The organism is Kitasatospora sp. GAS204B (genome assembly GCF_029892155.1).
In the GTDB taxonomy this organism is placed as follows: Bacteria; Actinomycetota; Actinomycetes; order Streptomycetales; family Streptomycetaceae; genus Kitasatospora.
Map to the genome: position 1 here is coordinate 116,729 of NZ_JARZAG010000006.1, position 26,575 is coordinate 143,303.

The window sequence follows — 26,575 nt, forward strand, 5'->3', positions numbered from 1 at the left end:
GACCGGAATTGGCCGAGATCGGGATGAGCAGTGTGGCTGTGCGAGGCGGGAGTTGCTGGGCGGGCGTACCACGCAGGGGCGGGCGTAGCGTGGATCGGGAGTGCCGAACGGGCATTCGCGTCGGCTCCGCTGACCCGTGGAGGTTGTCATGAGACTCAAGGACGAGCTTCCCACCGACCACCGGCTTGCCCAGGTCTACCGCTACGGCGCCGGCCTCGGTGGACTGCTGCTGCTGATCTGGGGCTGCTTCGGCGCGGCCGGCAACGCCGGCTACCTCTCCACCCACGGCAAGAACCTCGCCGGACTGTCGAGCAACGGCGCGCTCGGCGTGCTGTCCATCGTCTTCGGCGGCGTGCTGGTGATCGGCGCCGTGATCGGCGGCAACTTCGCCTCCTGGCTCAACATGACGGTCGGCACGATCTTCTTCCTGGCCGGATTCGTCGGGCTGATCGCGCTCGACAGTTCCTGGAACCACCTGGCCTTCCGGCTGGCCAACGTGATCTTCAGCTTCGCGTTCGGGCTGGTGATCGCCACCTTCGGCATGTACGGCAGAGTCAGCGGCCACCTGCCGCACGACAACCCGTACTGGCAGCAGCGCCACAGCGGCGAGCAGCAGCCCGAGGAGGAGATCGCGGGCCGCTGGCACGTGCCCGCCTTCAAGCAGGTGCTGCGACCGACGGTGCACCACTGAGACCGTTCGCATTCGGTAAGGAGCAGTGAGCCGCAACGGGGCCGGGCCCCTCGTAAGGTGCCGGTGGGCGCGTCGAGCGCGTCGCCGGCACCGAGCGGAGGGGCTTTCGTCATGACGAGCAGCGCGATGGGGAACGTGGTCGAGGCGTCGGCCGAGATCGGGGTGATCGGCGGGTCGGGTCTCTACGCGTTGCTGGACGAGGTCACCGAGGTCACCGTGGAAACGCCGTACGGAGCGCCCAGCGACTCGCTCTTCCTCGGCGCGATCGCCGGGCGCCGGGTCGCCTTCCTGCCCCGGCACGGGCGCGGCCACCGGCTGCCGCCGCACCGGATCAACTACCGCGCCAACCTGTGGGCGCTGCACGCGCTCGGCGTGCGCCAGGTGGTGGCGCCCTGCGCGGTCGGCGGCCTGCGCCAGGCGTACGGGCCAGGCACGCTGCTGGTCCCCGACCAGTTCGTCGACCGCACCTCGGGCCGGGTGCAGACCTACTACGACGGCCTGCCGCTGCCGGACGGCACGGTGCCCGAGGTGGTGCACGTCTCGGTCGCCGACCCCTACTGCCCGCCGGGCCGGGCCGCCGCGCTGGCCGCCGCCCGGACGCTGGCCTGGGAACCGGTGGACGGCGGCACCCTGGTGGTGATCGAGGGCCCGCGCTTCTCCACCCGCGCGGAATCGCGCTGGTTCAGCGCCAACGGCTGGTCGGTGGTCGGCATGACCGGCCACCCCGAGGCCGTGCTGGCCCGCGAACTGGGCCTCTGCTACACCTCGTTGGCGCTGGTCACCGACCTGGACGCGGGCGTCGAGTCCGGCGAGGGCGTCACCCACGCCGAGGTCCTGGAGGTCTTCGCGCGCAACGTCGACCGGCTGCGCGAGGTGCTCTTCGAGGCCGTGGCGGGGTTGCCGACGACCCGGGACTGCGTCTGCTCGCACGCCCTGGACGGCATGGCCACCGGGCTGCCGGGAGTCGGTGCCTGAAACCAGCGGGGGCCGGCGCCGGCCCCCGCGGATCGGTGTCAGGGATGCTCGCCCGCGCGCCGGCGCCGGCGGGCGAGGACCGTCCAGATGGTGGTGAGGACGGCGATGGCGGCCAGGACGAGCAGCCAGTTGCGCAGGTAGGGCAGTGGCAGCACGGTCGGGTTGCCGTTGTGCTGGCCGGCGCGCAGGACGGCCGGCAGGGCGACCGCCGTGACGGCCGCGGCCACGATCAGGCCGGTGCGGACCGGGGTGCTGCGGGCGACCGCGAGGCCGGCCAGGCAGACCAGCGGGAGCCACAGGCCGTCGTGCAGCAGCAGCCCGCCGACCGCCCAGCGCAGCACGTCGAACGGGTGGTCGGCGAAGTCGATGTAGTGGTCGGTGAGCACCCCGTAGAGGCCGAAGCCGGTCAGGGCCAGGCCGGCCACGATGAGCAGGGCGCGGAAGGTACGCATCAGATGACCTCGATCCGGGTGACCCACTTGGTCTGCAGGACGCCGGGGCGGTTGGGCGCGATGATCCGCGCCGGGTAGCCGTGGTCGGGGTCCAGCACCTCGCCGTTGACCCGCAGGGCGAGCAGGGTCAGCGGGTCGTGGGCGTAGCTGGAGGGCATCTCCATCACCCGGTACGGGCCGTCGGCCTCCAGCGAGGTGACCCGGAGCCCGGCGCCGGCGGGGGCGCCCGCCAGGTCCAGCAGGTCGCGGACCCGGACGCCGGTCCAGCGGGCACCGGCACTCCACCCCTCCACGCAGGCAATCGGCAAGTCGGCCGAGAACTGCGGGAGTTGCGACAGCTCGGCGAGCGAGAAGCGGAGCGGGCGCGGGCCGTCCACCCGCAACTGCCAGTCGGCGGGGGCGGTGGTGGTGCCGGCCTGCGCGGCGGTGCGGTTGACCGGCAGGCCCTGCGGGCCGATGTCGGGGCGGCGCGGGGCGAACAGGTCCAGGGTGCGCAGCCACGGGACGCTCTGCCCGGCGGTGGTGAGGGTGACCACGCCGACCGAGACGGTGACCGCGGTGAGGAAGCTCCGGCGCTGGGCCAGGCCGGGCCTGACGCGCCGCCAGTGCGCGGCGATCAGCGGGGCCTTGGCCGCGATGTGCAGCAGCAGCCCGCCGACCGCGAGCCAGGCCAGCCAGAAGTGCGTCTGTCGGAACGGGAACGGCCACGGGTACCACTGGAGCGTGTTGAGCAGACCCGTGAACAGCTCCAGCAGCATCGAGCCGACCAGCACGGCGATGCTCAGCCGCTCCAGCGCGTGCGGCACGCTGCGCACCGGCGGCCACTCGAAGAGCTTGGGGTACACCGTCCAGAGCTTGGCGCCGAGCAGCGGGATCGCGGCGATGCCGCTGATCACGTGTAGGCCCTGGGTGACCCGGTAGCCGTCGACGGGGCGGCTGGGCAGGTGGTCGCGCAGCCAGCCGGGCGGCTGCTGGAGCAGGTGGCTGAGCAGGCCGGTGAGGAAGCAGGTGAGCAGCGCGGCCCCGAGCCAACGGCCGATCACCACGGCGGTGCGGGGCTCGTGCAGGGCGGACCGGAAGGTCGGTAGTGGCGGGCGTCGGAGCAGATCCATGCCCACATGCAATCGCCGATCGGGCTCCCGTGGTCGGTGCGACGTGCTTACGGAAGTCCTACGACAGGACCTAGTCGGCGGGCTTGACCCAGTCGATGCGCGCAACGGCATGCGGCGGGAACGACACCCGGGACCCGTCCTCCCGGGCGACATGCACCCACCCGACGCCGTCGACACGGATGCTGCCCTCGACCGGCTCGCCGAGCAGCAGACCAGGGCTCGCGTACTCCGGCCGGTGGACCAGATGGACTATGCCGGGGTTCGCCTCGAGGCTTGCCATGACCCCGATTCTTCAAGCCGGTGCCATGGTCCGCCACCGGAGATCCGTCGGTCAGCTGATCACGGTGCGCCGCCACCTTGCCCTGCGGCTCAACTCGACTCCCCGCCGGGGGAGACCCGGAGGGGCGAGGGCGCTCAGAACGGCTCGACGCCGCCGCCCTTGATCTCCAGCCGCAGCTCGCCGACCGGATGCCCGGTGGTGAGGAAGTGTCCGTCCCGGCCGCCGTGCGGTCGCAGGACGCCGGGCTGGTTGCGTGACAGCGCCCAGAGCCGGGCATCCTCCTCGGGGTGCTCGGTGCTGGGGCGGATGGTGCCGCGCCAACTCCACAGGTCGTTCTCGGGATGCATGGCGTACAGGTGCGCGTCGACCGCGATCTCCACGCCGCCCTGCCTCACGACGGCCGGGCCGTGGTAGCTCCTCATGAGTCCAGGCTACGGCGGCGGCCGCACACACACCGGCCCGGAGCGCGGCCCGGTGACCCGTAGGACCCTCTTACGGAAGTCCTACGGTTCCCGGGCGAACACCCCGCCCGCCGATCACGGGTGGCAGGGTGACGCTGTGCCCGCTCCCCGTTCCCCCTGGCTCACGCTCCCCGCGCTTGCCGCCGTGGCCGCGCTGACCGTCGCCCTCGCGCTCACCTTCACCACCGGCGGTACCCTCGGCCACCGCGCGCCGCTCACCCTCTGGTACCCGATCGACCTCGCGCTCTTCGCCGTGGCGATCCTCGCGCTGCGGCTGGTGCCGGCCCGGCTGCTGCCCGCCGTGGTGCTGGCGGGAGCGGTGGCCGTAGCCGCCAGCGGCCTGCTCGCGGCGCCGCGCACCAGCGACGACGCCTACCGCTACCTGTGGGACGGCCAGGTGCAGGCGGCCGGCCACTCCCCGTACGACTATCCGCCCGACGCGCCGCAGTTGGCCGGGCTGCGCGTCCAGGCGCCCGCGCTCTTCCCGCCGTCCGGCGACTGCGTCGGCTGGGACCTGCGCCGCGCCCCGGGCGGCTTCTGCAGCCACGTCAACCGCCCTGGCGTGCCCACCATCTACCCGCCGGTCGCCGAGTTCTGGTTCCTCGGCCTGCACCTGGTGGAGCACGGGCACGGGGTGCGCGCGGCCCAGGCCGGCGGAGCGCTGCTGGCGGTCGCCACCACCGCGCTGCTGCTGTTCGTCCTGCCGCCCGAGCGGCGACGGCAGGCGGCGCTCTGGGGCTGGTTCCCCGGGGTGGCGGTGTGGGCGGTGAACGACGCGCACGTGGACGCGCTCGGCGCGCTGCTGACGGTCGCCGGTCTGGCGCTCGCGGTCCGGGGCCGGGCGGTGGCCGGGGGAGCGGCGCTGGGCGGGGCGGCGGCGGTCAAGCTGATCCCGGCGCTGGTGCTGCCCGGGGCGATGGCCGGGCTGCTGAGCCGTCGCCCGAGCCGGCGCGACGCGCTGCTGCCGCTGGCCGCCGCCGGCGTCTTCGCCCTCGGCTACCTGCCCTACCTGCTGCTCTCCGGCCGCAAGGTGCTCGGCTTCCTGCCCGGCTACCTGCACGAGGAGGGCTACGACCAGGGCTCGGTGAACCGCTACGGGCTGCTGCGGGTGCTGCTGCCGGACTCGCTGGCGGCCCTCGGCGCACTGCTCGCGATCCTGGTCGCGGCGCTGGCCGTGCTGCGCTGGGGCGACCCGGCGCGGCCGTGGCGCGGCGCGCTGCTGGTCAGCGGGACGGCGCTGCTCGCGCTGACGCCCGACTACCCGTGGTACGGGCTGCTGGTGGTGGCGCTGGTCGGGCTGGACGGCCGGTGGGAGTGGCTGGCCGTGCCGGCCGCCGGACAGCTGCCCTACCTCTACGGCGGTCAGGCCCAGCTGCCCGCCTACGGGGCGGCGCTGGGCCTGGTGCTGGCCGGGGCGGTGCTGCGACGGTACGTCGGGACGGCGCTTCCGCCGGCCGGGGCGGTGCTGCGACGGTACGTCAGGACGGCGCGTCCTCCAGTCGGAAGCCGACCTTGACGGTCACCTGGAAGTGCCCGATCCGACCGTCCTCCACGTGCCCGCGCACCTGCTCGACCTCGAACCAGTCGATGTTGCGCAGGGTCTGCGCCGCGCGGGCCAGGGCGTTGCGGATCGCGGCGTCGGTCCCCTCGGGAGAGGAACCGACGATCTCGGTCACCCGGTAGGTGTGGTTGGTCATGGTGGCCTCCGTGGGCTGCGGTGGGCTGGGTGCAGCGGCGCGGGCGCAGCTGTCCTTCTCCTCCACCGTGACGCATCGCGCACCGCCTCGCGCGGCGGGCCGCCCGTCCCGGGGGCCCGCCGCGCACCTCACTCCGGGCGCCCGCCCGTCTGCGTCACTCCGCGCGTCGTAGCGCGACGAAGCAGCGCCCCGCCGAGCTCCACCGCTCCTCCTCGACCAGCCCCGCGCCCGCGGCGTACCGCAGCGTGGCGGCGGTGCCCAGCCGGGCCCAGTGGAACGGCGGCCCGCTGCCGCCCGCCGCGTCCTCCACCCGGACCATCACCCGCTCGTCCACCGCGCCGGGTTCCACCTCGGCGAGCAGCAGGCCGTCCGGGGCGAGCAGTTCGCCGACCCGGGTCAGCAGCGCGGCCGGGTCGCCGCCGATGCCGAGGTTGCCGTCGGCCAGCAGCGCGGTGCCCCAGCGGCCCTCGGCGGGCAGCCGGTCGAAGACCGAGCGGCAGAGCGCGGCGCCGCCCAGGTCCCGGGTGCGGGCCACCGCCGCGCCGGTCAGGTCGACGCCGAGCGCGGGCAGGCCGGCCGCCAGCAGTTCGGTGACCAGGCGCCCCGGGCCGCAGCCGATGTCCAGCACCGGGCGGCCCGCCGCCAGGCAGCGCAGCAGCAGCCCCCGGTCGGCGGCGTCCGGCGGCGCGCACCAGCGCTCCACCTCCAGCGGGTGCCGACCGCCGTCCGCGCGGCGCAGCCAGAGCGGGCCGCGCCCGGTCCGCATCGCCTCGGCGAACGGATCGTCGCACCAGGGGCGCTGCCTGACCTGAAGGTCCGTCATCAGGCGACCTCTGCCGTCCTGCTGACGCTGCGCCAGCTCGCGGCGAAGGCTCCGTGCGGGTCCAGTGCCGACACCGCCGCGGCATCGGCGGCGGTGTCCACGTCGGTCAGCTCCGGTAGTTGACGTACCGTCAGCTCGGCCTCGGCCAGTCGCGCCAGCAGCGCCGCCCCGGTCCGTTCGGTCGACATCGGCACGCCGAGCAGCAGCTGCCGGGCCAGCGCCTGGCTCGGCCGCGCCAGCCCGAGCGCCCAGAACCCGCCGTCGGCCGCCGGGCCGAACCAGGCGTCCGCCCCGCTGCGCGCAGCCGCCGACAGCGGTTGCGCGAGGGTCTCGGCGCGCAGTTGCGGGGTGTCCATGCCGACCAGCAGCGCGGGTGCCCCGGGCGGGGCGTGTCCGAAGGCGGCCACCAGCCGCTCGTCCAGCCCGCCGCCGCACTGCGGCAGGACCTGCCAGCCGGGCGGCAGCAGGTCGGCGACGGCCTCGGTGGGGCCGTCCAGCACCAGCATGCGGCGTCCGGCCGGCACCGTGTCCAGCGTGCGCAGGGTGTCCGCGAGCGCGGCCCGGGCCAGCTCGGCCGCCTGCTGCGGGGTGCACGGCGGGCAGAGCCGGGTCTTCACCCGGCCGGGCAGCGGCGCCTTGGCGATCACCAGCAGGGTGGGCGGCGGCGCGGCCAGCACCGCGCGCATGTCGGCGATGGCCTGCCGGGTGCCGCGCACCGTGCCGGTCACCTTGGAGCGCCCGGCGCGCGGGTGGTAGTCCACGTCCACCTCGGCGATCCGCAGCCCGGCCGCGCCCGCCGTCAGCACCATCTCCAGCGGGTAGCCCGAGCGGCGGTCGCCCAGGCCCAGCGCCAGCAGGCGGGTGCGGCGGGCCGCGCGCATCGGGCCGAGGTCGTGCAGCGGCGCGCCGGTGCGGGCTCGCAGCCGGGCGCTGAGCAGCGTGTTGGCGAGCCGGGCGTGCGGCGGCCAGGCGCCGCGTGCGGTCGGTCGGCGGCGGCCGAGCACCAGGTCCGCCCGGCCGGCCAGCACCGGATCGACCACCCGGTGCAGCTGGGCCGGGTCGAGCGAGCCGTCGCAGTCCAGGAAGCAGACCAGCTCGGCGGTGGCCGCCAGCAGTCCGGCGTGGCAGGCGGCGCCGAAGCCGCGGCGCGGCTCGCTGACCACCTGCGCGCCCAGCTCGCGGGCCAGCTCGGCCGAGCCGTCGCTGGAGCCGTTGTCCACGACCAGCGCCCGCCAGCCGGTCGGGATCCGGCTCAACACCCAGGGCAGCGCCGCCGCCTCGTCCAGGCAGGGCAGCACCACATCGACAGAAGAAGGGGGGAGGTTCACGCTCCCACGCTAGGCAGCGCGGGGCCGCCGCAGCAGGTGGCGCGGCCTTACGGAAGTCCTACGGCCGCACACCCCGGGCTCGGGATGGTGCGGCGGGTCCCTATCCTCGGAGGCGTGACAGAGACTTCCCCACCCGCCCGGATCCTGGTGGTCGACGACGACCCGACCGTCGCCGAGGTGGTCGTCGGCTACCTGCAGCGGGCCGGCTACCGCGTCGACCGGGCCGCCGACGGCCGCGCCGCGCTGGTGCAGGCCGCGCAGGGGCGCCCCGATCTGGTGGTGCTCGACCTGATGCTGCCCGAGCTGGACGGCCTGGAGGTCTGCCGCCGGCTCCGGGTGGACGGCGGCGGCCCCGCGGTGGTGATGCTCACCGCGAAGGGCGAGGAGTCGGAGCGGATCCTGGGCCTGGAGCTGGGGGCCGACGACTACGTCACCAAGCCGTTCAGCCCGCGCGAGCTGGTGTTGCGGATCCAGGCGGTGCTGCGCCGGCACGGCGCGCCCAGCCAGGGCGCCGGTCGCGGACCGGTCCGGGCGGGTGATCTGACGCTGGATCAGCAGGCCCGCCGGGCCTTCCGAGGCGACCGTGAACTCGCGCTGACCCAGCGGGAGTTCGACCTTCTGACCTTCTTCGCCAAGCACCCGGGGCAGGCCTTCGGCCGGGAGGAGCTGATGCAGAAGGTGTGGGGGTGGGACTTCGGCGACCTGTCCACCGTCACCGTGCACGTGCGGCGGCTGCGCGAGAAGGTCGAGGACGATCCTGCGGCGCCGGTGCTGATCAGCACGGTCTGGGGAGTCGGCTACCGGTTCGATCCGGCGGCCGCGGACAGCACCCCGGCAGCTGTGACCGACAACGCTGCCGACGGCGCGATCGCGAAGGACGGGGCGGCATGAAGGACCTGCTGCTGATCGCCCTCTTCGCCGCCCTGGGCGCGGGCGTGGCCGGAATGCTCGGCTGGCCCGCCGTGCGGCTGCTGCGCCGCCGCTCGGTGGCGCTCTCGCTCTTCGCGGTGACCGTGGTCACCGTGCTCGCGATGACCGCCGGCACGCTCGCGGTCGCCCAGGCGATGTTCCTCTCCCACCACGACCTCGGCGTGGTGATCACCGTGACCTGCATGGCCGCGGTGGTCTCGCTGGTGATGGCCGCCCTGCTGGGCCGGCAGGTGGTGGCCGGCAGCCGGGCGGTGACGCGCGCCGCGCGGACCGTCGGCAGCGCGGACGGCTTCGCCGCGCCGGTCGGCCCGCTGGGCACCGAGCTCGCCGAGCTGACTGCCGAACTGGCCGCCACCAGCGCCAGGTTGGCCGAGTCCCGGCAGCGCGAACAGGCGCTGGAGTCGTCCCGGCGCGAGCTGATCGCCTGGATCTCGCACGACCTGCGCACCCCGCTGGCGGGCCTGCGCGCGATGGCCGAGGCGCTGGAGGACGGCGTCGCTGACGAGCCGGCCCGCTACCACCGCCAGATCCGGACCGAGGTGGACCGGCTCACCGGGATGGTCGACGACCTGTTCGAGCTCTCCCGGATCCAGGCCGGCGCGCTGACCCTCAGCCTCGCCCGGGTCTCGGTCTACGACCTGGTGGGCGACGCGATAGCGGGCGCCTACCCGCTGGCCCGCGAGCGCGGGGTGCGCCTGAGCGGGGACCGGGTCGAGCCCGCCCCGGTCGAGGTGGACGGCCGGGAGATCACCCGGGTGCTCGGCAACCTGCTGATCAACGCGATCCGCTCGACGCCCGCCGACGGCGTGGTGGCGGTGGCCGCCCGGCAGCGCGACGGCCATGTGGTGCTCTCGGTCACCGACGGCTGCGGCGGGATCCCGGAGGCGGACCTGGCCCGGGTCTTCGAGACCGGCTGGCGCGGCGGCAAAGCCCGCACCCCCAGGCCGGTGCGCGACCCGGCGGCCGGCGGCGGGGCGGTCCAGCACCACGGGGACACCGGGGCCGGGCTGGGCCTGGCGATCGTGCGCGGCATCGTGGAGGCGCACGAGGGGCGGGCCTCGGTCTACAACGTGAACGGCGGCTGCTGCTTCGAGATCGCGCTGCCGGCGGCGCGGACCCCGGTCGCCTCCTGAGCCGGTCCGGCACACCGGTGCGGCGGCAGGGCTGGATCGACCACCCTGCCGCGCACGGGAGTTGACGGTGCGACAGACCCGATGATCCGTCAGATCACGGCAGGCGCGCGGCGCCACGCAGCGCCGCTGCCGCGAACTGCGCCACCCCGTCCTCGAAGCACACCGCCGGCCGCCACCCCAGCTCGGCGCGCAGCAGGCCGGAGTCCGCGGTGATGTGCCGCACGTCGCCCAGCCGGTACTCGCCGGTCACCACCGGTGCCGGGCCGCCGCAGGCGGCGGCCAGCGCGGCGGCCAGGTCGCCGACCGTGTGCACCGTGCCGCTGCCGGTGTTGTAGACCCGCGAGCTGCCCGCCGGGCGCTCCCCGACCGCCCGCAGGGCCAGTTCGTTGGCGGCGGCCACATCGCGGACGTGGACGAAGTCGCGCCGCTGCCCGCCGTCCTCGAAGACCCGCGGCGGCCGGCCCGCGGCGAGCGCGGAGCGGAAGATCGAGGCCACCCCCGCGTACGGCGTGTCGCGCGGCATCCCGGGGCCGTACACGTTGTGGTAGCGCAGCGAGATCACCCGGCCGCCGCAGGCACGGGCCCAGGCGGCGGCCAGCTGCTCCTGGGCCAGCTTGGTCACCGCGTAGACGTTGCGCGGGTCGGGTGGTGCCTGCTCGCCGGCCAGTCCCGGGCGCAGCGCGGCGCCGCAGTGCGGGCAGGGCGGCTCGAACCGGCCTGCCCGCAGCTCGCGTTCGGCCCGCGGCCCGGGCAACACCGGGCCGTGCTCGGCGCATTCGTAGCGCCCCTCGCCGTAGACCACCATCGATCCGGCCAGCACCAGCCGGCGCACCCCGCCACGGGCCATCGCCGCCAGCAGCACGGCCGTGCCCAGCTCGTTGCAACTCACGTAGTCGGGCGCGTCGTCCAGGTCGAGCCCGAGGCCGACCATCGCCGCCTGGTGGCAGACCGCGTCCACGCCGCGTAGCGCCTGCTCCACCGTCGCCGGGTCGCGGACGTCGCCGTGGACGAACTCCACCTCGGCCGGCAGCGTGACGCCGGCCAGGCCGTCCGGGTGGACGGCGGGCAGCAGCGCGTCCAGCACCCGCACCCGGTGTCCGGCCCGCACCAGGCGGTCGGCCACCGCCGAGCCGATGAATCCGGCACCGCCGGTCAGCAGAATCTCCATGGCCTCGACGCTAGCGGCCGCACCGGCGCCGCCGGGCCTTCGGGCGCGCACCGTCAGACTCCCGTAAGCCGTCCGGTCCGGTGGCCGAAAAGTTCCCGGTTGCCGATGGGTTCACTCGAACTGGTGGTTGAGCGCCGATCGCCGACCGGCGCCCGCCGCTTCCCCTAGCGTCAGCCTGCCTCGCACACCGACAGGACCGACAGGGAGGGCCCGATGGCCACCGATCCGCTGAACTCGCTTGACCCGCTGAACTCGCCGGACCATGACGCCACGTCAGCCGAGTTACCGGGCCGAGCAGAACGCGGCCTGACCCGCCGCCGGCTGCTGGCCGGCTCCGCCGCGCTCGGCGGCGCCGCCTGGCTGCTGCGCGCGGTCCTCACCCCGGACGGTGCCGAGGCCGCCGGGGCCGACGGACCCACGGGCGCGGCCGCCGTTGCCGCACTCGCGACCCCGCCCGCCTTCCCCGCCGGGATCGAGCTCTACCGGCAGGCGTACGAGAACTGGGCCGGCGAGATCCACGCCGACCAGCTGTGGACCTGCACCCCGCACACCCCCGACGACGTGGTCACCCTCGCCAACTGGGCGCACGCGCAGGGCTGGCGGCTGCGCGCCCAGGGCTACCGGCACACCTGGGCCCCGCTCACCGTCGCCGACGGCACCCCGGCGAGCACCGCCGTGCTGCTGGTCGACACCACCGCCCACCTGACCGCGATCAGCCCCGCCGGCACCGCCGACGCGCCGGCCGTGCGTGCCCAGGCCGGTGCCGACCTGGAGAGCCTGCTGACCGAACTGGAAGGGCGCGGCCTCGGCGTCACGCACTGCCCGGCCCCGGGCGACGTGACGCTCGGCGGCGTGCTCGCCATCGGCGGCCACGGCACCGCCGTCCCCGTCGTCGGTGAGAGCACACCGGCTGGCCACGGCTACGGCTCGGTCAGCAACCTGGTCACCGAACTCACCGCCGTGGTCTGGGACGAGAGTGCCGGCCGGTACGCGCTGCGCACCTTCGACCGCAGCGACCCCGACGCCGCCGCCTTCCTGGTCCACCTCGGCCGCTCGTTCGTCACCGAGGCGGTGCTGCGGGTCGGCGTCGACCAGAACCTGCGCTGCCTCAGCCGGATCGACGTCCCGGCCAGCCGGCTGTTCGCCGCGCCCGGCGCCACCGGCGGCCAGGGTCTGGCCGACTTCATGGAGCAGAGCGGGCGGGTGGAGGCCATCTGGTTCGCCTTCACCGAGTTCCCCTGGCTCAAGTCCTGGTCCGTCACCCCCGAACAGCCGCTCTCCTCCCGCGCCGTCACCCAGCCCTACAACTACCCCTTCTCGGACAGCCTGCCGACCCCGGTCGCCACCCTGGCCGGCGAACTGGCCAGCGGTTCCTGGGCGTTGGCCCCCACCTTCGGCCGACTCCAGTACCTGATCGCCGCACTGGGCCTGACCGGCGACGTCACCGACGTGCTGCTCTCCGGCACCCTGCTGCAGGACCTGCTCAGCCTCGACGTGGTCACCCACCTGCTGGCCGGCGGCCTGCACTCCGACCTCTGGGGGCCGTCCCGCACCCTGCTGCACTACGTCCGGCCCACCACGCTGCGGATGACCGCCAACGGTTACGCCGTGCTGGCCCGCCGGGCGGACGTCCAGTGGGTGGTCAACCAGGTCACCAGCGGCTACCAGACGCTGCTGACGCAGTACCAGGCGCGCGGCCAGTTCCCGATCAACGGCGCCGTCGAGATCCGCGTCACCGGCCTGGAGGACCCGTCCACCTGCGGTGTCCCCGGCGCCCAGGCGCCGCTGCTCTCCGCCATCCGGGCCCGCCCGGACCACCCCGAGTGGGACTGCGCCGTCTGGTTCGACGTCCTCACCCTGCCCGGCACCCCCGGCCTGCACCAGTTCGGCCGCGACCTCGAACAGCTGCTGCTCAGCACCTTCGACGGCACCCGCGCGGCCCTGCGCATGGAGTGGTCCAAGGGTTGGGCCTACACCGCCGACGCCACCTGGGCCGACCCCGACGTGCTCGGCCGGGTCATCCCCGACAGTTACCGCGCCGGCGGCGGGCCGGGCTGGGACACCGCCGTCGCCACCCTCGACCGGTACGACCCGGCCCGGGTGTTCGGCAACGCGTTCCTGGACCAACTGCTGCGCTGACCTTCGGCGGCTCACCCGGCTGCCGCTGCAGGCCTGCCACCTGCGGACCGCCGGCGGGGACCGAGCACAATGTCCGCCATGAGTACCGAGCATCCCCCCGGCAGTACCCCGCACGACCTGACCGAACTGCTGCACAGCCGCCTCGATCGGATCGAGGCCCTGCTGGTCGGCGGTGCCGGTCCCGACCAGAGCGACACCGGCGCAGTCGCGGCGCCGCCGACCCGGCCGAAGCCGGTCTGGAACACCGAGACCGAGACCGAGCAGCGGTGGGCGGTGACCGTGGTGATCCTGATCGCGGTCGCCCTGCAACTCTTCCTGCCCGCTCGGCTCAGCATCCACCCGCGCTGGATGATGCCGGCCCTCGAGGTCAGCCTGCTGGTCGCGTTGGCCGCGATGAACCCGCACCGCCGCATCGACCGCAGCTCGCGCCTGCTGCGCGCGCTCAGCCTCGCGCTGGCGGCGGCGATCAGCCTGACCAACGGCTGGTCGGCGGTGAAACTGGTCCACGACCTGGTGCACGGCGGCGGTGGCACCGGCGCGCTCGCGCTGCTCGGCACCGGCGGCGCGGTCTGGGCGACCAACGTGATCGCCTTCGCCCTCTGGTACTGGGAGTGGGACCGCGGCGGCCCGGGCGCCCGAGCTCGTGCCACCGCCGACTACCCCGACTTCCTCTTCCCGCAGATGCAGCAGCAGGGTGTGGCCCCGGCCGACTGGGAGCCCGGTTTCCTCGACTACCTCTACGTGGCCTACACCAACGCCACCGCCTTCAGCCCGACCGACACCATGCCGCTCTCGCTCTGGGCCAAGCTGTTGATGATGCTGCAGAGCGCGGTCTCACTGCTCACCGTGGTGCTGGTGGTCGCCCGGGCGGTCAACATCCTGCAGTGACCGCCGCACGGGGGCGCACTGGTCGCGGTCGGCCTCGGCGTCCCGCTCATCCGCCGTCCGGGACGTCACGGTCGTAGCGTGAGAAGCGGCAGGTTTTCGCCGTCCGTGAGCGAGGAGCCGGCTGCGACGAGCCAGGTGAGGTGAGCCATCCAGGTTCCAGAGCTGGCGGAAGGAGGTCGGCTGCGGTGATCACGCGAGTGCGCCTGCCCCACCGGCACCGGGCGGGCAACCCCGATCCGGGTCCGACGCGCCAGCCGCCGACCTCCACACCGCCGCCGAGGCCCAGCTGGACCCGGTGGCTGCTGCCGCTGGCCGCGGCCATCACGGTGCTGCTGATCGTCTTCTCCCGCACCACGACCGGCCCCGCCACCACCTCGTACTCCTACACCGACTTCGTCGGCCAGGTGACCTCGGGCCAGGTGCAGTCGGTCAGCATCAACGACAAGGGTGCGGTGAGCGGGAACCTCAAGGACGGCAAGAAGTTCACCAGCCAGCTGCCGACCGCGCTCGACACCACCCAGGTCACCCAGCAACTCCAGTCCGAGCACGTGCAGATCACCGGCACCCAGAGCAGCAGCGGAAGTTCCGTCCTCTCCGTGCTCTTCCTCTTCCTCCCGCTGATCCTGATCGTGGGCTTCCTCCTGTGGTCCGGCCGCCGGGCGGCGAAGTCGCTGACCGGCGGGCTGAGCACGATCGGCCGCTCGCGCGCGAAGATCATCGAGGCAGAGCGGCCCAGCACCGGATTCGACGACGTCGCGGGCTACCAGGGCGTCAAGCAGGAGGTCAGCGAGATCGTCGACTACCTGCGCAACCCCGGGCGCTACCTCGTGGTCGGCGCCAAGGGACCACGCGGCGTGATCATGGTCGGGCCGCCCGGCACCGGCAAGACCCTGCTGGCCCGCGCGGTCGCCGGCGAGGCCGCCGTGCCGTTCCTCTCGGTGACCGGCTCGGGGTTCGTCGAGATGTTCGTCGGCGTCGGCGCCTCCCGGGTCCGCGATCTGTTCGACGAGGCGCGCAAGCGGGCGCCGTCGATCATCTTCATCGACGAGATCGACGCCGTCGGCGCCCGGCGCGGCGGCACCACCAGGCTCGGCGGCAACGACGAACGCGAGCAGACCCTCAACCAACTGCTCGCCGAGATGGACGGCTTCGACCAGAGCACCGGAATCGTCGTACTGGCCGCCACCAACCGGCCCGAGTCGCTCGACCCGGCCCTGTTGCGCCCCGGCCGCTTCGACCGCCAGGTCACCGTGCCGCTGCCCAACCAGGCCGAGCGGGCGGCGATCCTGGCCGTCCACGTGCGCGGCAAGAACCTGGCGCCGGACGTCGACCTGGACGTCGTCGCCCGTGGCACGCCCGGCTTCTCCGGGGCCGACCTCGCCAACCTGGTCAACGAGGCCGCGATCAACGCCGTGCGCGCCGACCGCATCACCATCACCGCCGGGGACCTGGACACCGCCCGGGACCGGGTGCTGCTCGGGCGCCGGGAGTCCTCCAACGCGCTGCTCCCCGACGAGCGCCGCGCGGTCGCCGTGCACGAGTCCGGGCACGCCCTGGCCGCCGCGCTCTGCGAGCACGCGGACCCGGTGGCCAAGGTCACCATCCTGCCCTCCGGCATGACCCTCGGCGTCACCGAGCAACTCCCCGAGGCCGAACGGCACCTGTACAGCGAGAGCTACCTCACCGACCTGCTCACGGTGCGGCTCGCCGGCCGGGCCGCCGAACTCGTCGTCTTCGGCGAGGGCTCGACCGGCGCGGCCGACGACCTGGCCGGCGCCACCCAGATCGCCACCCGGATGGTGCGCGAGTTCGGCCTCTCCGCCGTGCTGGGACCGGTCGGCTACGCCTCCCAGGTGCCGCACCACCTCGGTGAGGGCCCGGAGGACCTGCTCGGCCGGCCGTACGCCGAGCAGACCCAGCGGCGGGTGGACGAGGAGGTCGCCCGGCTGCTCCGGGAGGCCGCCGACCGCAGCAGTACCCTGCTGCGCGCCCACCGCCCGGCGCTGGACCGGCTGGCCGAGCTGCTGGTCGCCGAGGAGACGGTGGACGGCAGGCTGGTGCTGGAGATCCTGCGCCAGGAACGGCCGCCGGCCGCTGAGCCCCAGCCGGCCGCTGAGCCCCCGCCGGCCGCTGAGCCGCCGCAGGCCGGCGGCCGGAGCGAAAGCTGACGCCGGCTTCGTGCGCGGCCGTCGCGCTGTCCCGGCCGGCGCTCGCGGGCCGGGTCAGCCGCAGGGCACCACCGCGACGGGGCAGGGCGCGTGGTGGACCACGGCGTGGGCGACCGGTCCCAGGTGCTCGCCGACCGGCAGCTGCCGGGGATGCCGGCCGATGACCACCAGGCCGGCGTGCGGCACCGCCTCCAGCAGCGCCCACCCGGCGCTGCCGAGCAGGACCTGCTCCACGACCTCGACCTGCGGGTACTTCTCCCGCCAGGGCCGCATCAGGTCCGCCAGGGCCTGCGTCTCGGCCTCCGTCAGCTGCGTGTTGAGGTCCATGGCCACCGGGAACGCCGAGGGCCCGTAGCTGGCCACCGGGCTCCACGCGTGCACCGCGTGCAGGCCCACCGAGCGCTCGGCGGCGGCCTCGAAGGCGAACCGGACGGCGGCGTCGCACGGGCGGCCGAAGTCCACGCCGAGGGCCACCGGCCGCTCGTCGTCCGGGCCCGCCGGCCGACCGTCGGGCCCTTCGCCACCCGCACGGACCAGCACCACGGGACAGCCGGCCTGGCCGAGCACGCTCTGGCTCACCGAGCCGAGCAGGAAGCCGCGCAGACCGCTGAGGCCGCGCGAGCCGAGGACCAGCAGGCCGGCCTGCCCGGACGCCGCGGTCAGCACCGCGGAGGGCCGGTCGTCGAGGACCTGGGTCGCGGTGATCTCCGCCTCGGGATGCCCGGCGCGGAGCTCCGCCGCCACGTCGTCCAGCAGCCGCTGCCCCTGGTCCTTGGCGTCCTGGTCGGCCGGTTTGCCGAGGATCCGTGGCGGCCACACCTGGACGAGCGTCAGGGGACGCCCGCTGCGTCGAGCCTCGCGGGCGGCCCAGTGCGCCGCCGCAAGGCTCTCGGCGGACCCGTCGAGTCCGGCGACGATCGATCGATGCACGATGGCTCTCCCAACCAGAGCGGTCGGCGCGGATACCGACGCCTCCGTACCAGAATCCACGCGCGCCGCGCGGTTCGCACGGGGCCCGTGGCATCCCGCGCCCGGCGGCGCCGGGTGAGGGATGCTGACAGAGGTGGGCCTGATCCCACCGCCCGGACAGTGGCGCCAGGCAGCAGGAGGGACCATGTCGCAGAACACGCCGGGTCGAACCACCGGCACCGAGCGGGTCATGGGCGAGGAACTGGCGGAACTGGCCAAGTGCGCCGTCGGGCTCATGGAGCGGGAGGGGATGTCCAGGCCGGACGCGATCGAGGCGGCCCGGCGCGCGGTGCCGCACGGCGCCGAGCACACCGCCCGCTCGATCGACCTGTGGGTGGACGCCGAACTCCCGACCCCCGACCCCGACCGGGCGTCGGCCGCACCACCCCCCGGGCACCCGGCGTGGCTTCCCGAGGCACCGCCGGTGGCGGCCGAGTCGGGCCCGGGCGACGTGGGCCGCCGGCTGACGCAGCGGCGCGAGGAGCTCGGGCTCAGCCGTGCGGAGGCCGCCGAACGCGCGGGCATGGCCCCCAGCTACCTGGAGTACCTGGAGACCCGACCCGCCGAACTCGACCCCGGCACCCTGCTGCGGCTCGCCGGTGCGCTGGAAACCTCCGAGTCCGAACTGCTCGGCAGCGGCGGCCTGGAGCTGCCGCCGGGGCGCGCCGAGCCCGCCGACCGGCCACACCTGGAGGAGCTCGACCCGGCCGACTGCTGGGCCCACCTCTCGGACCACGGCATCGGCCGGATCGCGTACTCCACCCCGGTGGGCCCGGTCGTGCTGCCGGTGAACTACCGGGTCCGGGACGGTGCCGTCCTCTACCGGACAGCAGCAGGCAGCGCGCCCTCGCGCGCGGCGGGGCGGCGGATCGCCTTCGAGGTCGACCATCTGGACGAGACGCTGAGCCGGGGCTGGAGCGTGCTGGTGATCGGCTCGGCGGAGCAGATCTTCGACGCCGAGCGGCCCGGCGGCTCGACGGCGGGCGCGGGCCCCACGCCCTGGCCCGGCGGCAAGCGCGACGTGTGGATCCGGGTGGACCCCGAGCGGATCAGCGGCCGCTCCATCCGGACCTGACGGGCTGACGTACACCTGGAAGGGGAAGACGATGGCGCGACGACAGGTGGCCGGAGCCAGGGTCGTGGTCGGCGTCGACGGCTCCGAGCAGTCCAGACGCGCGCTGCGCTGGGCGCTGCGCTACGCCGGGCAGGCCGACGCGATCGTGGAGGCGGTGCTGGCCTGGCAGCCGCCGTTCTCCGGGCAGGGTGGCACGGTCCCGGCGGCGGAGCAGGCGAAGCTCGGCGAACTCGCCGTCCAGGCCCTGGCCGAGAACGTGGCGAAGGTGGCCGGGGAGCGGCCCGCGGTCGAGATCCGCCGCCGGGCCGAGGAGGGGACCGCGGCGCAGGTCCTGCTGCGCGCCGCCGCCGACGAGGACGTGTCGCTGCTGGTGGTCGGTCACCGCGGGGCCGGCGGCTTCACCGGGGCGCTGCTCGGCTCGGTCGGGCAGCACTGCGTCCAGCACGCGGCCTGCCCGGTGGTCGTCGTCCGCGGCGATCGCGGCACCATCACCGATCCCACCGCCGGCCGCGCGGACACCTTCCAGAGCACTCCCGAGGACACCGTCATGAGCACCACTGCGAACGCCGCTTCGAGCGCCATTTCGAACACGGCCGAGAACGCTCCCGAACAGCACGCCGGGGTCGCACCGCCCGCCCCCGGCGCCCCCGCGCCGCAGGTCTGGCCCTCGCTGCGGGCCAACGACGCCCGCGGGCTGATCCGCTTCCTGGCCGAGGCGTTCGGCTTCGAGGAGGTGGTGGTCTACGGCGAGGGCGACTTCGTCGAGCACGCCCAGCTCGCCTGGCCGCTCGGCGGCGGCCTGATGCTCGGCTCGGCCCGGCAGAACCCCGGCGGTGCGTGGCAGCCGCAGCCGGGCTCGTTCGCCTGCTACGTGGTGACCGACCGGCCGGACGCGCTGCACCAGCGGGCCAAGGCCGCCGGCGCCGAGATCGTCAGCCCGCCGCACACCACCGACTACGGCTCGCGGGACTTCTCGGCCCGGGACCCCGAGGGCAACCACTGGTACTTCGGCACCTACCGCGGCGAGCCGCGTTCCCCGAAGGAGTGAATCGCACGGCTGAGCGGAAATAGCGGGGCGCCCGGGGGAGCTGTGCACCGTGGAACCCGAAGGTGGTCGACCTGACGGGTGGTGCCTGATGGAGGTGGCAGTGCGATGAGCGCACAGCAGAGCGGCGAGTACCGGATCGAGCACGACTCGATGGGCGAGGTGAAGGTCCCCGCCGCCGCGAAGTGGCAGGCGCAGACGCAGCGCGCGGTGGAGAACTTCCCGGTCTCCGGCCAGCGCCTGGGCCGGGCCCACATCGCCGCGCTGGCCCGGATCAAGGCCGCCGCCGCCAAGGTCAACGCCGAGTTGGGCATCGTCGAGGCCCCGGTGGCCGAGGCGATCCGGCAGGCCGCCGCCGAGGTGGTCGAGGGCCGCTGGGACGCGGAGTTCCCGGTGGACGTCTTCCAGACCGGCTCGGGCACCTCCTCCAACATGAACACCAACGAGGTGCTCGCCACCCTTGCGGGTGAGCGGCTGGGCCGGCCGGTCCACCCCAACGACCAGGTGAACGCCAGCCAGTCCTCCAACGACGTCTTCCCCTCCTCGATCCACATCGCCGCCACCGCCGCCGTGACCGAGGACCTGCTGCCCGCTCTCGACCAGCTGGCCGCCGAGCTGGAGGCCAAGGCGGCCGGCTTCGCCACGGTGGTCAAGGCCGGCCGCACCCACCTGATGGACGCCACGCCCGTCACCCTCGGTCAGGAGTTCGGCGGCTACGCGGCGCAGGTCCGCTACGGCCAGGAGCGGCTGCGGGCCACCCTGCCCCGGGTCGCCGAACTGCCGCTGGGCGGCACCGCCGTGGGCACCGGCATCAACACCCCGCCCGGCTTCTCCGCCGCCGTGATCGCCGAGCTGGCCCGGTCCACCGGGCTGCCGCTGACCGAGGCCCGCAACCACTTCGAGGCCCAGGGCGCCCGGGATTCGCTGGTCGAGCTGAGCGGCCAGCTGCGGACCGTCGCGGTCGGCCTCACCAAGATCGTCAACGACCTGCGCTGGATGGCCTCGGGGCCGCGCACGGGCCTTGGCGAGATCAACCTGCCCGACCTGCAGCCGGGTTCCTCGATCATGCCGGGCAAGGTCAATCCGGTGATCCCCGAGGTGGTCGCGATGGTCGCCGCCCAAGTCGTGGGCAACGACGCCACCGTGGCGATGGCCGGCGCCAGCGGCAACTTCGAGCTGAACGTGATGCTCCCGGTGATCGCCCGCAACCTGCTCGAGTCCATCCGGTTGCTGGCGAACGCGGCCCGCCTGCTGGCCGACCGCACGGTGGCCGGCATCACCGCCAACGTCGAGCGGGCCCGCGAGTACGCCGAGTCCTCGCCCTCCGTGGTCACCCCGCTCAACCGCTACATCGGCTACGAGGAGGCCGCGAAGGTCGCCAAGCAGGCACTGGCCGAGTCCAAGACGATCCGTCAGGTCGTCCTCGAACGCGGCTATCTGCAGCGCGGACTGCTGACCGAGGCCCAGCTCGACGAGGCCCTGGACGTGCTGCGGATGACCCACCCGTAAGAGAGGGCCGGTGCCCGGCGGCGCCCGTCCGCACGGCCGCGCCCGCGCGGACGGGGTCCGTGCGACGGGGCCGTGGTACGGGTACGGTCGGATCCAGACCGGCCGGGCCAGCACGGCCGGGCAGCGAGGAGGCGCAGCGATGACCGAGGCAGCGGCCGGCGGGGCGGACGCGAGCGGCGTGGCGAAGGGCGCGGCGGTGCGCTGCGTGCCGGCGCTGCCGAGTTGGGTCAGCCTGATGACCGCCGACCTGGACGCCGCCACCGAGTTCTACGGAGCGCTGCTCGGCTGGTCCTTCAGCCCGGGCCCGCATCGCTGGGGCCCCTACAAGCGCGCGATGGTCGACGGTGTGGCGGTGGCCGGGCTGGGCTCCTCGGTCGACCTCCAGCTGCCGGTCGCCTGGACCAGCTACTTCGGCACCGAGGACGCCGACGCGATCGCCGAACGGGTCCGTGCCCGCGGCGGCACGGTGGCGGTGGGCCCGCTGGGCTTCGACGCCGGTCGGCTGGCGATCGCGTCCGACCCGGCGGGCGCGCCGTTCGGCATCTGGGAGGGCCCGAGGGACTCCGGCCCGGTGCACAGCACGATCCCCGGCGCGCCGGTCTGGATCGAGTTGCGCACCACGGACGCGTTCGCCGCCGCGCTCTTCTACGGCGAGGTCTTCGCCTGGGACAACCGCGACCCGAAGGACCTGGAGGTCCGCTGGGAGCACGACCGGGTGGTGCTGCGCACCGGCGGGCGCAGCGTGGCGGCGCTCGCCGTGGCCACCGACCCCGAGGCCCGGCCGACCTGGAACGTCTACTTCTCGGCCGCCGACGCGGACCGGGCGGTGGAGCTGGCCGACCGGCTCGGCGCCGACGTGCTGGGCGAGGTGCTGGACACCCCGTACGGGCGGGTGGCACACCTGCGTGACCCGCAGGGCGGGCGGTTCTCGCTGATCAGCCGCCCGGCGGCGAGCTGACCTGTCGGCCACGGACCGCGCTTCGGGGCGACGCGGTTCGGGGCGACGCGGTTCGGAGTGCCGTGGTTCGGGGAGCCGTGGTTCGGGGTGCCGCCGTTCGGGCGAACCCTGGGCTGGACCCGTTTGCCAGTGGCCGGCCCGGGTACCGCTCGGCTCACGATCCTTCAAGATCAACGAGCCGAGGAGGCAGGATGGAACGCGATGTCACCACCCCGGGCGAGCCGGGCCACCGCAACGAGCAGGTGCGGAAGCAGATCGCCGTCGAGGAGGTGGAACCCGTAGACGACACCGAGCAGTACGCGATCCTGGGCGAGGACTGACGGCCCGCCAGGCTCTTGCCTGACGGACCGTCGGCTCGATCTCACCCCTGTGCCACCCACACCGTGGTCGCGTTGCAGAACTCGCGGATCCCGTGCCCGGACAGCTCCCGCCCGTAGCCGGAGCGGCGGACTCCGCCGAACGGCAGCGCCGGGTGCGAGGCGGTCATCCCGTTGAAGAAGACGCCGCCCGCCTGGATGTCGCGGACGAAGCGCTCCTGCTCGGCCGCATCGGTGGTCCAGACGTTGGAACTCAGGCCGAACGGCGTGTCATTGGCCAGCCGCACGGCGTGCTCCAGGTCGTCGGCCCGGTAGAGCGTTGCGACCGGGCCGAAGGCCTCCTCGTGGTGGATCCGCATCTGCTCGGTGATCCCGCTGAGCACGGTCGGCGGGTAGTACCAGCCCTCGCCCAGTCGGTCGGGCACCTCCACCTCGCACTCCATCTCGGCCCCCAGCGCCAGCGCGTCCGCGACCAGCTCGCTCAGCTCGTCGCGCCCCTGCCGGGTGGCCAGCGGCCCGACCTCGGTGGCCTCGTCCATCGGGTCGCCGATCCGCAGCGCCACCATCCGCGCGGTGAAGGCGATCCTGAACTCCTCGTACACCGCGGTGTGCACGATGAACCGCTTGGCGGCGATGCAGGACTGCCCGTTGTTCTGCACCCGTGCGGTGACCGCCGTGCGGGCGGCGGCCGCGATGTCGGCCGAGGGCAGCACCACGAAGGGGTCGCTGCCGCCCAGCTCCAGCACCGTCTTCTTCACCTCGTCGCCGGCCACCGCGGCCACTGCCCGTCCCGCGCCCTCGCTGCCGGTCAGCGTGGCCGCCGCCACCCGGTGGTCGCGCAGCACCTCGGCCACCGCGCCGGACTCGATCAGCAGGGTCTGGAAGCAGCCGTCCGGGAATCCGGCGCCGCGGAACAGATCCTCCAGGTAGAGCGCGGTCTGCGGGACGTTGGAGGCGTGCTTGAGCAGCCCCACGTTGCCCGCCATCAGGGCCGGTGCCGCGAACCGGATCACCTGCCAGAGTGGGAAGTTCCACGGCATGACGGCCAGCACCACCCCCAGCGGCCGGTAGCGCACCCAGGCCCGGGCGGCCCCGGCGTCCGCCACGTCCTCGGCCGCGGGGTGCTCGTCGGCCAGCAGGGCGGGGGTGCGCTCGGCGTACCAGCGCATCGCCTTCGCGCACTTGGCGGCCTCCGCACGAGCGGCGGTCAGCGGCTTGCCCATCTCGGTGGTCATCAGCCGGGCGATCGTCTCCCGGTCGGCGTCCAGCAACTCGGCGGCCCGGCGCATCAGCTGCGCCCGGTGGGCGAAGTCGGTCAACCGGTACTGCTGGAAGGTCTGTTCGGCCCGGGCCAGTCGTTGCTCGACGGCGGTGGCCGGGTAGGGTTCGAAGGTCCGCAGGGTCTTTCCGGTCGCCGGGTTCACGGTCGCGATCGCCATCGGTCGCCTCCTGGGTGCGGGGGCGCGGGCATCGGGCCCGGCCCGCTCGCGTCGAGCCTAGGGCCTGTCCGGCCGATCTTGTCGGCTGCGACACCAGCGGCTGACGCCGCGGGGCGGACAGGCCCTGGGCCTTCTCGTGCGGATCCGGTCGGATCAGCGCGCGGACCCCGGGGGTACGGCCGTGCGCGCCCATCGGACAGGATGGACCCGACCCGATGGAGGAAGAGGCCGACATGAACCTGTCGTTCGAGACGCCGCCGCCGTACGACCTGGGGCCGGACCCGGACCTCGGCGGCCGGCTGCGAGAGCTGGCCGAGTACGGGGACCGGGTCGTCCACCTCGGGCCGGACGACGGTCGGGGCCACGGGCAGCTCTGTTGGGACGTGTTGGCCCCCACCGGTCTGCTCGCGCCGCACTGCGGGGACTGCGAGCACGGGCACGGTGGCCCGAGCAGCCCCGAGCAGGTGGGGTCCGCGCTGAGCAGGCGCATCCCGCCGCCGGAGGCGCCGCCGTGGATCGCCGCTACGCTGCTCCGCTCCCTCGCCTACACCCACGGCAGCGTGGACGGCCCGCTGCGCCCGCTGGCCGACGCCGTCGCCGGGGCGCTGGTGACACTGCTCGGTCCGGATGCCGACTGGCGCGCCAACGGCTTCGCGGCCTACTGGGAAGGCAATGGTGGCAAGCGCTCCTGGACGCCGGTCACCGAAGCCACCTTCGACGCGGCCGTGGTCGGCATCGGCAACGGCCATGCCGTGGTGATCGTCGCCACCGACGAGGACTGAGGCGGGCCGCACGGCCCGGGCCCCCGGCGGCACCGCGCGGGTGCATGCTGGGGGCATGCCCGAGGGTGACTCCGTCTTCCGCACCGCAGCCCAGCTGCACCAGGCCCTGGCCGGACACCGGCTGACCACTGCCGAGCTGCGGGTCCCGGCGCACGCCACCGCCGACCTGACGGGTCGTCAGGTGTACGAGGTGGTACCGCGCGGCAAGCACCTGCTGACCCGGTTGGAGGGCGGGCTGACCCTGCACACGCACCTGCGGATGGACGGCCGCTGGCAGCTCTACCCCGCAGGCGAGCGGTGGACCGGCGGCCCCGCGCACCAGATCCGCGCCGTCCTCGGCACCACCACGCAGACCGCGGTCGGCTACCGGCTGCCGGTGGTGGAACTGCTGCGCACCGCAGACGAGGCCGAGGCGGTCGGCCACCTGGGCCCCGACCTGCTCGGCGCCGACTGGACGGCCGACAGCGCGGGGGAGGCGGTGCGGCGGCTGTCCGCCGCACCCGAGCGGCCGACCGGCGAGGCGATGCTCGATCAGCGCAACCTGGCCGGGATCGGCAACGTGTACGCCAACGAGCTGTGCTTCATGGCGGGGGTGACCCCGTGGACGCCGTTCGGTGAACTGCCCGCCCCCGAGCGCCTGGTGGCGTTGGCGCACCGGCTGCTGTACGCCAACCGGTTGCGCCCGGGGCACGTCACCACCGGTGAGCCGCGCCCGGACCGCAGCCACTGGGTCTACGGTCGGGCGGGGCGGCCCTGCCGGCGCTGCGGTGCCCGGGTCCGAACGGCGCGGCAGGGGGTCGAGCCGCAGCAGCGGGTGGCGTTCTGGTGCCCGAGCTGCCAGCGCGGTCCGAGCCCGGCCGACGGTTGACCCAGAGCCTGACCCGGGACTCAGGTCGCGGAGCCCGCCGCGGCGCCGGTGACCAGGTCGGCGCCCCAGCGCTCGATCGCGCTCGCCAAGTCGAGGCCGCGCAGGCCGTGCTGCTCGTCGTCGGTGGGCCAGTCCTCGCGCGGAACCCGCCACATCACCTCGAACTCGTTGCCGTCGGGGTCCTTGGCGTAGAACGACTTGGAGACCACGTGGTCGGTGGCGCCGACCAGCGCGCCGCGCTCGGTCAGCTTCTGGCCGATCTCGGCCAGCTCGCCCAGCGTGCCGACCTCCCAGGCCAGGTGGTAGAGCCCGACCCGGCCCTGCTGCGGGCCCGGGGCCTGGGCGCCGACCGCGAAGAGCCCGAGGTCGTGGTCGTTCAGGCTGTCGGGCGAGCTGAGGAAGGCGGCCCGGCCCGGCATCTCGACGTCCACCCGGAAGCCGAGGACCTCGGTGTAGAAGGCGACGGCGCGGGACACGTCGCGGATGTAGAGCACCGCGTGGTTGAGGCGGCGGACGGGCATGGTGATCCCTGCCTTTCGGGGTGAACCTTCGCAGTGGGGCTGCGGGGGTGTTCGAGTGGTCGGGGCTGCGTGATCGGGGCTACGTGATCGGGGCTGCGTCAGGCGTGCTCGGGCTGCAGGACCAGGCCGTGGCCGAGGGTCTGCGCCGTGCCCCGGGCCTTGGTGCGCAGGTAGTGCAGGTTGCTGGGGGAGGCGTGCACCCCGGTCGGCACCCGGCGGGTGATCGTGATGCCGAGCGCGCCGAGTTGGGCGGCCTTGGCGGGGTTGTTGCTCAACAGGTTGACTCTGGGCGCCCCCAGAGTGTGCAGCATCTGGGCGGCCGCGGTGTAGTCGCGGGCGTCCTCGGGCAGGCCGAGGGCGGCGTTGGCGGCGTAGGTGTCGAGGCCGCCGTCCTGCAAGGCGTAGGCGTCGAGCTTGTTGTAGAGGCCGATGCCACGGCCCTCCTGGCGCAGGTAGAGCAGGTAGCCGCCGTGCTCGGCGATCTGTTCCACCGACTCGCGCAGCTGCGGGCCGCAGTCGCAGCGCGCCGAGCCGAACACGTCGCCGGTCAGGCACTCGGAGTGCACGCGCACCAGGGGAGCGGCGGTGGCCCGCGGGTCGCCGAGGCCGAGTGCGAGGTGCTCGGCGCCGTCGGCGAGGTCGTGGAAGGTCACCACATCGGCCTCGACGCGGAAGCCGTCACCGAACCGCAGTGGCACCCGGACCCTGGTTCGCACCCGGGCGGGCGGCGGTAGGGTCGGGACGGATGGAGCGGGACTGGTCATGGAGGGTCTCCGCAGAAGTAGTTCAAATTTGAAGCCCAATGCCACGGTACCTCACCCGGGCGGCACGCTTCAAATTTGAACAA

Annotated in this window: 27 protein-coding genes and 1 pseudogene; 15 read left to right on the forward strand and 13 right to left on the reverse strand. The window is 74.3% G+C overall.

Translation table 11 applies throughout. The annotated features are described in order from the left end of the window. Window positions 1-148 precede the first annotated feature (148 nt). Window positions 149-691 carry a DUF4383 domain-containing protein gene (locus tag P3T41_RS10395; protein ID WP_280689371.1) on the forward strand — a complete coding sequence of 181 codons (543 nt, stop codon included), beginning with the start codon at window positions 149-151 and terminating at the stop codon, window positions 689-691. Window positions 692-802: 111 nt separating this feature from the next. After that, entirely contained in the window at window positions 803-1,666 is an 864-nt protein-coding gene (locus P3T41_RS10400) for an S-methyl-5'-thioadenosine phosphorylase (RefSeq protein WP_280689372.1), read from the forward strand. 38 nt (window positions 1,667-1,704) lie between these two features. On the opposite strand, the gene P3T41_RS10405 is transcribed toward P3T41_RS10400, so the two are convergent. The 4 genes from P3T41_RS10405 to P3T41_RS10420 form a co-directional block, all read right to left on the reverse strand. After that, window positions 1,705-2,118: a hypothetical protein gene (locus P3T41_RS10405; RefSeq protein WP_280689373.1), complete on the reverse strand. Its 414-nt coding sequence runs from the start codon at window positions 2,116-2,118 to the stop codon at window positions 1,705-1,707. Next, window positions 2,118-3,230, reverse strand: a complete 1,113-nt coding sequence (locus P3T41_RS10410; protein ID WP_280689374.1) for a molybdopterin-dependent oxidoreductase — start codon at window positions 3,228-3,230, stop codon at window positions 2,118-2,120. Before P3T41_RS10410 ends, P3T41_RS10405 begins: the two co-directional genes overlap by 1 nt. Before the next feature lie 70 nt (window positions 3,231-3,300). Then, complete coding sequence (locus tag P3T41_RS10415; protein WP_280689375.1) at window positions 3,301-3,510, reverse strand: hypothetical protein; 210 nt, start codon at window positions 3,508-3,510, stop codon at window positions 3,301-3,303. Window positions 3,511-3,644: 134 nt separating this feature from the next. After that, window positions 3,645-3,932 (reverse strand): hypothetical protein, encoded by a 288-nt coding sequence (locus P3T41_RS10420; RefSeq protein WP_280689376.1) that lies wholly within the window; start codon window positions 3,930-3,932, stop codon window positions 3,645-3,647. A gap of 136 nt (window positions 3,933-4,068) precedes the next feature. On the opposite strand from P3T41_RS10420, the gene P3T41_RS10425 reads away from it, so the two are divergent. Next, a complete protein-coding gene (locus P3T41_RS10425) occupies window positions 4,069-5,487 on the forward strand; it encodes a glycosyltransferase 87 family protein (protein WP_280689377.1) in 1,419 nt (472 codons plus the stop codon). Here P3T41_RS10425 and P3T41_RS10430 read toward each other — a convergent pair. The 4 genes and pseudogenes from P3T41_RS10430 to P3T41_RS10445 all read right to left on the reverse strand — a co-directional run. Further along, the gene (locus P3T41_RS10430; RefSeq protein WP_280689378.1) at window positions 5,450-5,668 is read right to left on the reverse strand and encodes a dodecin; all 219 of its coding nucleotides are present in this window, start codon (window positions 5,666-5,668) and stop codon (window positions 5,450-5,452) included. The two genes, P3T41_RS10425 and P3T41_RS10430, sit on opposite strands and share 38 nt — an antisense overlap. 154 nt (window positions 5,669-5,822) lie before the next feature. After that, window positions 5,823-6,491, reverse strand: a complete 669-nt coding sequence (locus P3T41_RS10435; RefSeq protein WP_280689379.1) for a methyltransferase domain-containing protein — start codon at window positions 6,489-6,491, stop codon at window positions 5,823-5,825. Beyond that, window positions 6,491-7,177 carry a DUF2064 domain-containing protein gene (locus P3T41_RS10440; protein ID WP_348533643.1) on the reverse strand — a complete coding sequence of 229 codons (687 nt, stop codon included), beginning with the start codon at window positions 7,175-7,177 and terminating at the stop codon, window positions 6,491-6,493. Before P3T41_RS10440 ends, P3T41_RS10435 begins: the two co-directional genes overlap by 1 nt. Beyond that, window positions 7,151-7,819, reverse strand: a pseudogene (locus tag P3T41_RS10445) (glycosyltransferase family 2 protein); the annotation flags it as partial. The pseudogene P3T41_RS10445 and the gene P3T41_RS10440, both read right to left, overlap by 27 nt. 114 nt (window positions 7,820-7,933) lie before the next feature. On the opposite strand from P3T41_RS10445, the gene P3T41_RS10450 reads away from it, so the two are divergent. Together P3T41_RS10450 and P3T41_RS10455 are read left to right on the forward strand one after the other, a co-directional pair. Then, window positions 7,934-8,710, forward strand: a complete 777-nt coding sequence (locus P3T41_RS10450; RefSeq protein WP_280689380.1) for a response regulator transcription factor — start codon at window positions 7,934-7,936, stop codon at window positions 8,708-8,710. Next, a complete protein-coding gene (locus P3T41_RS10455) occupies window positions 8,707-9,882 on the forward strand; it encodes a HAMP domain-containing sensor histidine kinase (protein ID WP_280689381.1) in 1,176 nt (391 codons plus the stop codon). The genes P3T41_RS10450 and P3T41_RS10455 overlap by 4 nt, the downstream gene beginning before the upstream one ends. 94 nt (window positions 9,883-9,976) lie before the next feature. On the opposite strand, the gene P3T41_RS10460 is transcribed toward P3T41_RS10455, so the two are convergent. Next, a complete protein-coding gene (locus P3T41_RS10460) occupies window positions 9,977-11,050 on the reverse strand; it encodes an NAD-dependent epimerase/dehydratase family protein (RefSeq protein WP_280689382.1) in 1,074 nt (357 codons plus the stop codon). 213 nt (window positions 11,051-11,263) lie between these two features. Here P3T41_RS10460 and P3T41_RS10465 point away from each other — a divergent pair, with 213 nt between their 5' ends. The 3 genes from P3T41_RS10465 to ftsH all read left to right on the forward strand — a co-directional run bounded on the left by P3T41_RS10465 (window position 11,264) and on the right by ftsH (window position 16,245). Continuing rightward, window positions 11,264-13,189, forward strand: coding sequence for a cholesterol oxidase substrate-binding domain-containing protein (locus P3T41_RS10465; RefSeq protein WP_280689384.1), 1,926 nt, complete (start codon window positions 11,264-11,266; stop codon window positions 13,187-13,189). Window positions 13,190-13,267: 78 nt separating this feature from the next. After that, window positions 13,268-14,077 (forward strand): hypothetical protein, encoded by an 810-nt coding sequence (locus P3T41_RS10470; RefSeq protein WP_280689385.1) that lies wholly within the window; start codon window positions 13,268-13,270, stop codon window positions 14,075-14,077. Window positions 14,078-14,262: 185 nt separating this feature from the next. Beyond that, a complete protein-coding gene (ftsH, locus tag P3T41_RS10475; RefSeq protein WP_280689386.1) occupies window positions 14,263-16,245 on the forward strand; it encodes an ATP-dependent zinc metalloprotease FtsH in 1,983 nt (660 codons plus the stop codon). Between the two features lie 54 nt (window positions 16,246-16,299). Here the strand turns inward: ftsH and P3T41_RS10480 are convergent, their stop codons facing one another. Further along, window positions 16,300-17,175 carry a universal stress protein gene (locus P3T41_RS10480; RefSeq protein ID WP_280689387.1) on the reverse strand — a complete coding sequence of 292 codons (876 nt, stop codon included), beginning with the start codon at window positions 17,173-17,175 and terminating at the stop codon, window positions 16,300-16,302. A 184-nt stretch (window positions 17,176-17,359) separates the two neighbouring features. Between P3T41_RS10480 and P3T41_RS10485 the strand changes: the two genes are divergently transcribed. The 5 genes from P3T41_RS10485 to P3T41_RS10510 all read left to right on the forward strand — a co-directional run bounded on the left by P3T41_RS10485 (window position 17,360) and on the right by P3T41_RS10510 (window position 22,121). Further along, window positions 17,360-18,289 carry a pyridoxamine 5'-phosphate oxidase family protein gene (locus P3T41_RS10485; protein WP_280689388.1) on the forward strand — a complete coding sequence of 310 codons (930 nt, stop codon included), beginning with the start codon at window positions 17,360-17,362 and terminating at the stop codon, window positions 18,287-18,289. 31 nt (window positions 18,290-18,320) lie between these two features. Further along, window positions 18,321-19,337, forward strand: coding sequence for a universal stress protein (locus P3T41_RS36910; RefSeq protein WP_348533640.1), 1,017 nt, complete (start codon window positions 18,321-18,323; stop codon window positions 19,335-19,337). Between the two features lie 105 nt (window positions 19,338-19,442). After that, a complete protein-coding gene (locus tag P3T41_RS10500) occupies window positions 19,443-20,843 on the forward strand; it encodes a class II fumarate hydratase (RefSeq protein WP_280689389.1) in 1,401 nt (466 codons plus the stop codon). Window positions 20,844-20,982: 139 nt separating this feature from the next. Further along, a complete protein-coding gene (locus tag P3T41_RS10505) occupies window positions 20,983-21,801 on the forward strand; it encodes a VOC family protein (protein ID WP_280689390.1) in 819 nt (272 codons plus the stop codon). Between the two features lie 191 nt (window positions 21,802-21,992). Beyond that, complete coding sequence (locus P3T41_RS10510) at window positions 21,993-22,121, forward strand: hypothetical protein (RefSeq protein WP_280689391.1); 129 nt, start codon at window positions 21,993-21,995, stop codon at window positions 22,119-22,121. A 41-nt stretch (window positions 22,122-22,162) separates the two neighbouring features. Here P3T41_RS10510 and P3T41_RS10515 read toward each other — a convergent pair whose 3' ends face one another. Beyond that, a complete protein-coding gene (locus P3T41_RS10515) occupies window positions 22,163-23,557 on the reverse strand; it encodes an NADP-dependent succinic semialdehyde dehydrogenase (protein WP_280689392.1) in 1,395 nt (464 codons plus the stop codon). A 233-nt stretch (window positions 23,558-23,790) separates the two neighbouring features. On the opposite strand from P3T41_RS10515, the gene P3T41_RS10520 reads away from it, so the two are divergent. Next, window positions 23,791-24,339 (forward strand): hypothetical protein, encoded by a 549-nt coding sequence (locus P3T41_RS10520; protein ID WP_280689393.1) that lies wholly within the window; start codon window positions 23,791-23,793, stop codon window positions 24,337-24,339. Between the two features lie 55 nt (window positions 24,340-24,394). Beyond that, complete coding sequence (locus tag P3T41_RS10525) at window positions 24,395-25,207, forward strand: DNA-formamidopyrimidine glycosylase family protein (RefSeq protein WP_280689394.1); 813 nt, start codon at window positions 24,395-24,397, stop codon at window positions 25,205-25,207. Between the two features lie 20 nt (window positions 25,208-25,227). On the opposite strand, the gene P3T41_RS10530 is transcribed toward P3T41_RS10525, so the two are convergent. Together P3T41_RS10530 and ribA are read right to left on the reverse strand one after the other, a co-directional pair. Beyond that, entirely contained in the window at window positions 25,228-25,728 is a 501-nt protein-coding gene (locus P3T41_RS10530; RefSeq protein ID WP_280689395.1) for a VOC family protein, read from the reverse strand. Between the two features lie 98 nt (window positions 25,729-25,826). Continuing rightward, entirely contained in the window at window positions 25,827-26,492 is a 666-nt protein-coding gene (gene ribA / locus P3T41_RS10535; RefSeq protein WP_280689396.1) for a GTP cyclohydrolase II, read from the reverse strand. Between the last annotated feature and the right edge of the window lie 83 nt (window positions 26,493-26,575).

Excerpts from the sequence above, each read along its gene's own strand:
- P3T41_RS10435 (WP_280689379.1), bottom strand. The coding sequence starts at position 6,491 with ATGACGGACCTTCAGGTCAGGCAGCGCCCCTGGTGCGACGATCCGTTC.
- P3T41_RS10505 (WP_280689390.1), top strand. The coding sequence starts at position 20,983 with ATGACCGAGGCAGCGGCCGGCGGGGCGGACGCGAGCGGCGTGGCGAAG.
- P3T41_RS10415 (WP_280689375.1), bottom strand. The coding sequence starts at position 3,510 with ATGGCAAGCCTCGAGGCGAACCCCGGCATAGTCCATCTGGTCCACCGG.
- ribA (WP_280689396.1), bottom strand. The coding sequence starts at position 26,492 with ATGACCAGTCCCGCTCCATCCGTCCCGACCCTACCGCCGCCCGCCCGG.
- P3T41_RS10440 (WP_348533643.1), bottom strand. The coding sequence starts at position 7,177 with ATGCGCGCGGTGCTGGCCGCGCCGCCGCCCACCCTGCTGGTGATCGCC.
- P3T41_RS10465 (WP_280689384.1), top strand. The coding sequence starts at position 11,264 with ATGGCCACCGATCCGCTGAACTCGCTTGACCCGCTGAACTCGCCGGAC.
- P3T41_RS10470 (WP_280689385.1), top strand. The coding sequence starts at position 13,268 with ATGAGTACCGAGCATCCCCCCGGCAGTACCCCGCACGACCTGACCGAA.
- P3T41_RS10460 (WP_280689382.1), bottom strand. The coding sequence starts at position 11,050 with ATGGAGATTCTGCTGACCGGCGGTGCCGGATTCATCGGCTCGGCGGTG.
- P3T41_RS10420 (WP_280689376.1), bottom strand. The coding sequence starts at position 3,932 with ATGAGGAGCTACCACGGCCCGGCCGTCGTGAGGCAGGGCGGCGTGGAG.
- P3T41_RS10530 (WP_280689395.1), bottom strand. The coding sequence starts at position 25,728 with ATGCCCGTCCGCCGCCTCAACCACGCGGTGCTCTACATCCGCGACGTG.
- P3T41_RS10510 (WP_280689391.1), top strand. The coding sequence starts at position 21,993 with ATGGAACGCGATGTCACCACCCCGGGCGAGCCGGGCCACCGCAACGAG.
- P3T41_RS10400 (WP_280689372.1), top strand. The coding sequence starts at position 803 with ATGACGAGCAGCGCGATGGGGAACGTGGTCGAGGCGTCGGCCGAGATC.
- P3T41_RS10525 (WP_280689394.1), top strand. The coding sequence starts at position 24,395 with ATGCCCGAGGGTGACTCCGTCTTCCGCACCGCAGCCCAGCTGCACCAG.
- P3T41_RS10455 (WP_280689381.1), top strand. The coding sequence starts at position 8,707 with ATGAAGGACCTGCTGCTGATCGCCCTCTTCGCCGCCCTGGGCGCGGGC.
- P3T41_RS10520 (WP_280689393.1), top strand. The coding sequence starts at position 23,791 with ATGAACCTGTCGTTCGAGACGCCGCCGCCGTACGACCTGGGGCCGGAC.
- P3T41_RS10405 (WP_280689373.1), bottom strand. The coding sequence starts at position 2,118 with ATGCGTACCTTCCGCGCCCTGCTCATCGTGGCCGGCCTGGCCCTGACC.
- P3T41_RS10430 (WP_280689378.1), bottom strand. The coding sequence starts at position 5,668 with ATGACCAACCACACCTACCGGGTGACCGAGATCGTCGGTTCCTCTCCC.
- P3T41_RS36910 (WP_348533640.1), top strand. The coding sequence starts at position 18,321 with ATGGCGCGACGACAGGTGGCCGGAGCCAGGGTCGTGGTCGGCGTCGAC.
- P3T41_RS10500 (WP_280689389.1), top strand. The coding sequence starts at position 19,443 with ATGAGCGCACAGCAGAGCGGCGAGTACCGGATCGAGCACGACTCGATG.
- P3T41_RS10485 (WP_280689388.1), top strand. The coding sequence starts at position 17,360 with ATGTCGCAGAACACGCCGGGTCGAACCACCGGCACCGAGCGGGTCATG.
- P3T41_RS10410 (WP_280689374.1), bottom strand. The coding sequence starts at position 3,230 with ATGGATCTGCTCCGACGCCCGCCACTACCGACCTTCCGGTCCGCCCTG.
- P3T41_RS10395 (WP_280689371.1), top strand. The coding sequence starts at position 149 with ATGAGACTCAAGGACGAGCTTCCCACCGACCACCGGCTTGCCCAGGTC.
- P3T41_RS10515 (WP_280689392.1), bottom strand. The coding sequence starts at position 23,557 with ATGGCGATCGCGACCGTGAACCCGGCGACCGGAAAGACCCTGCGGACC.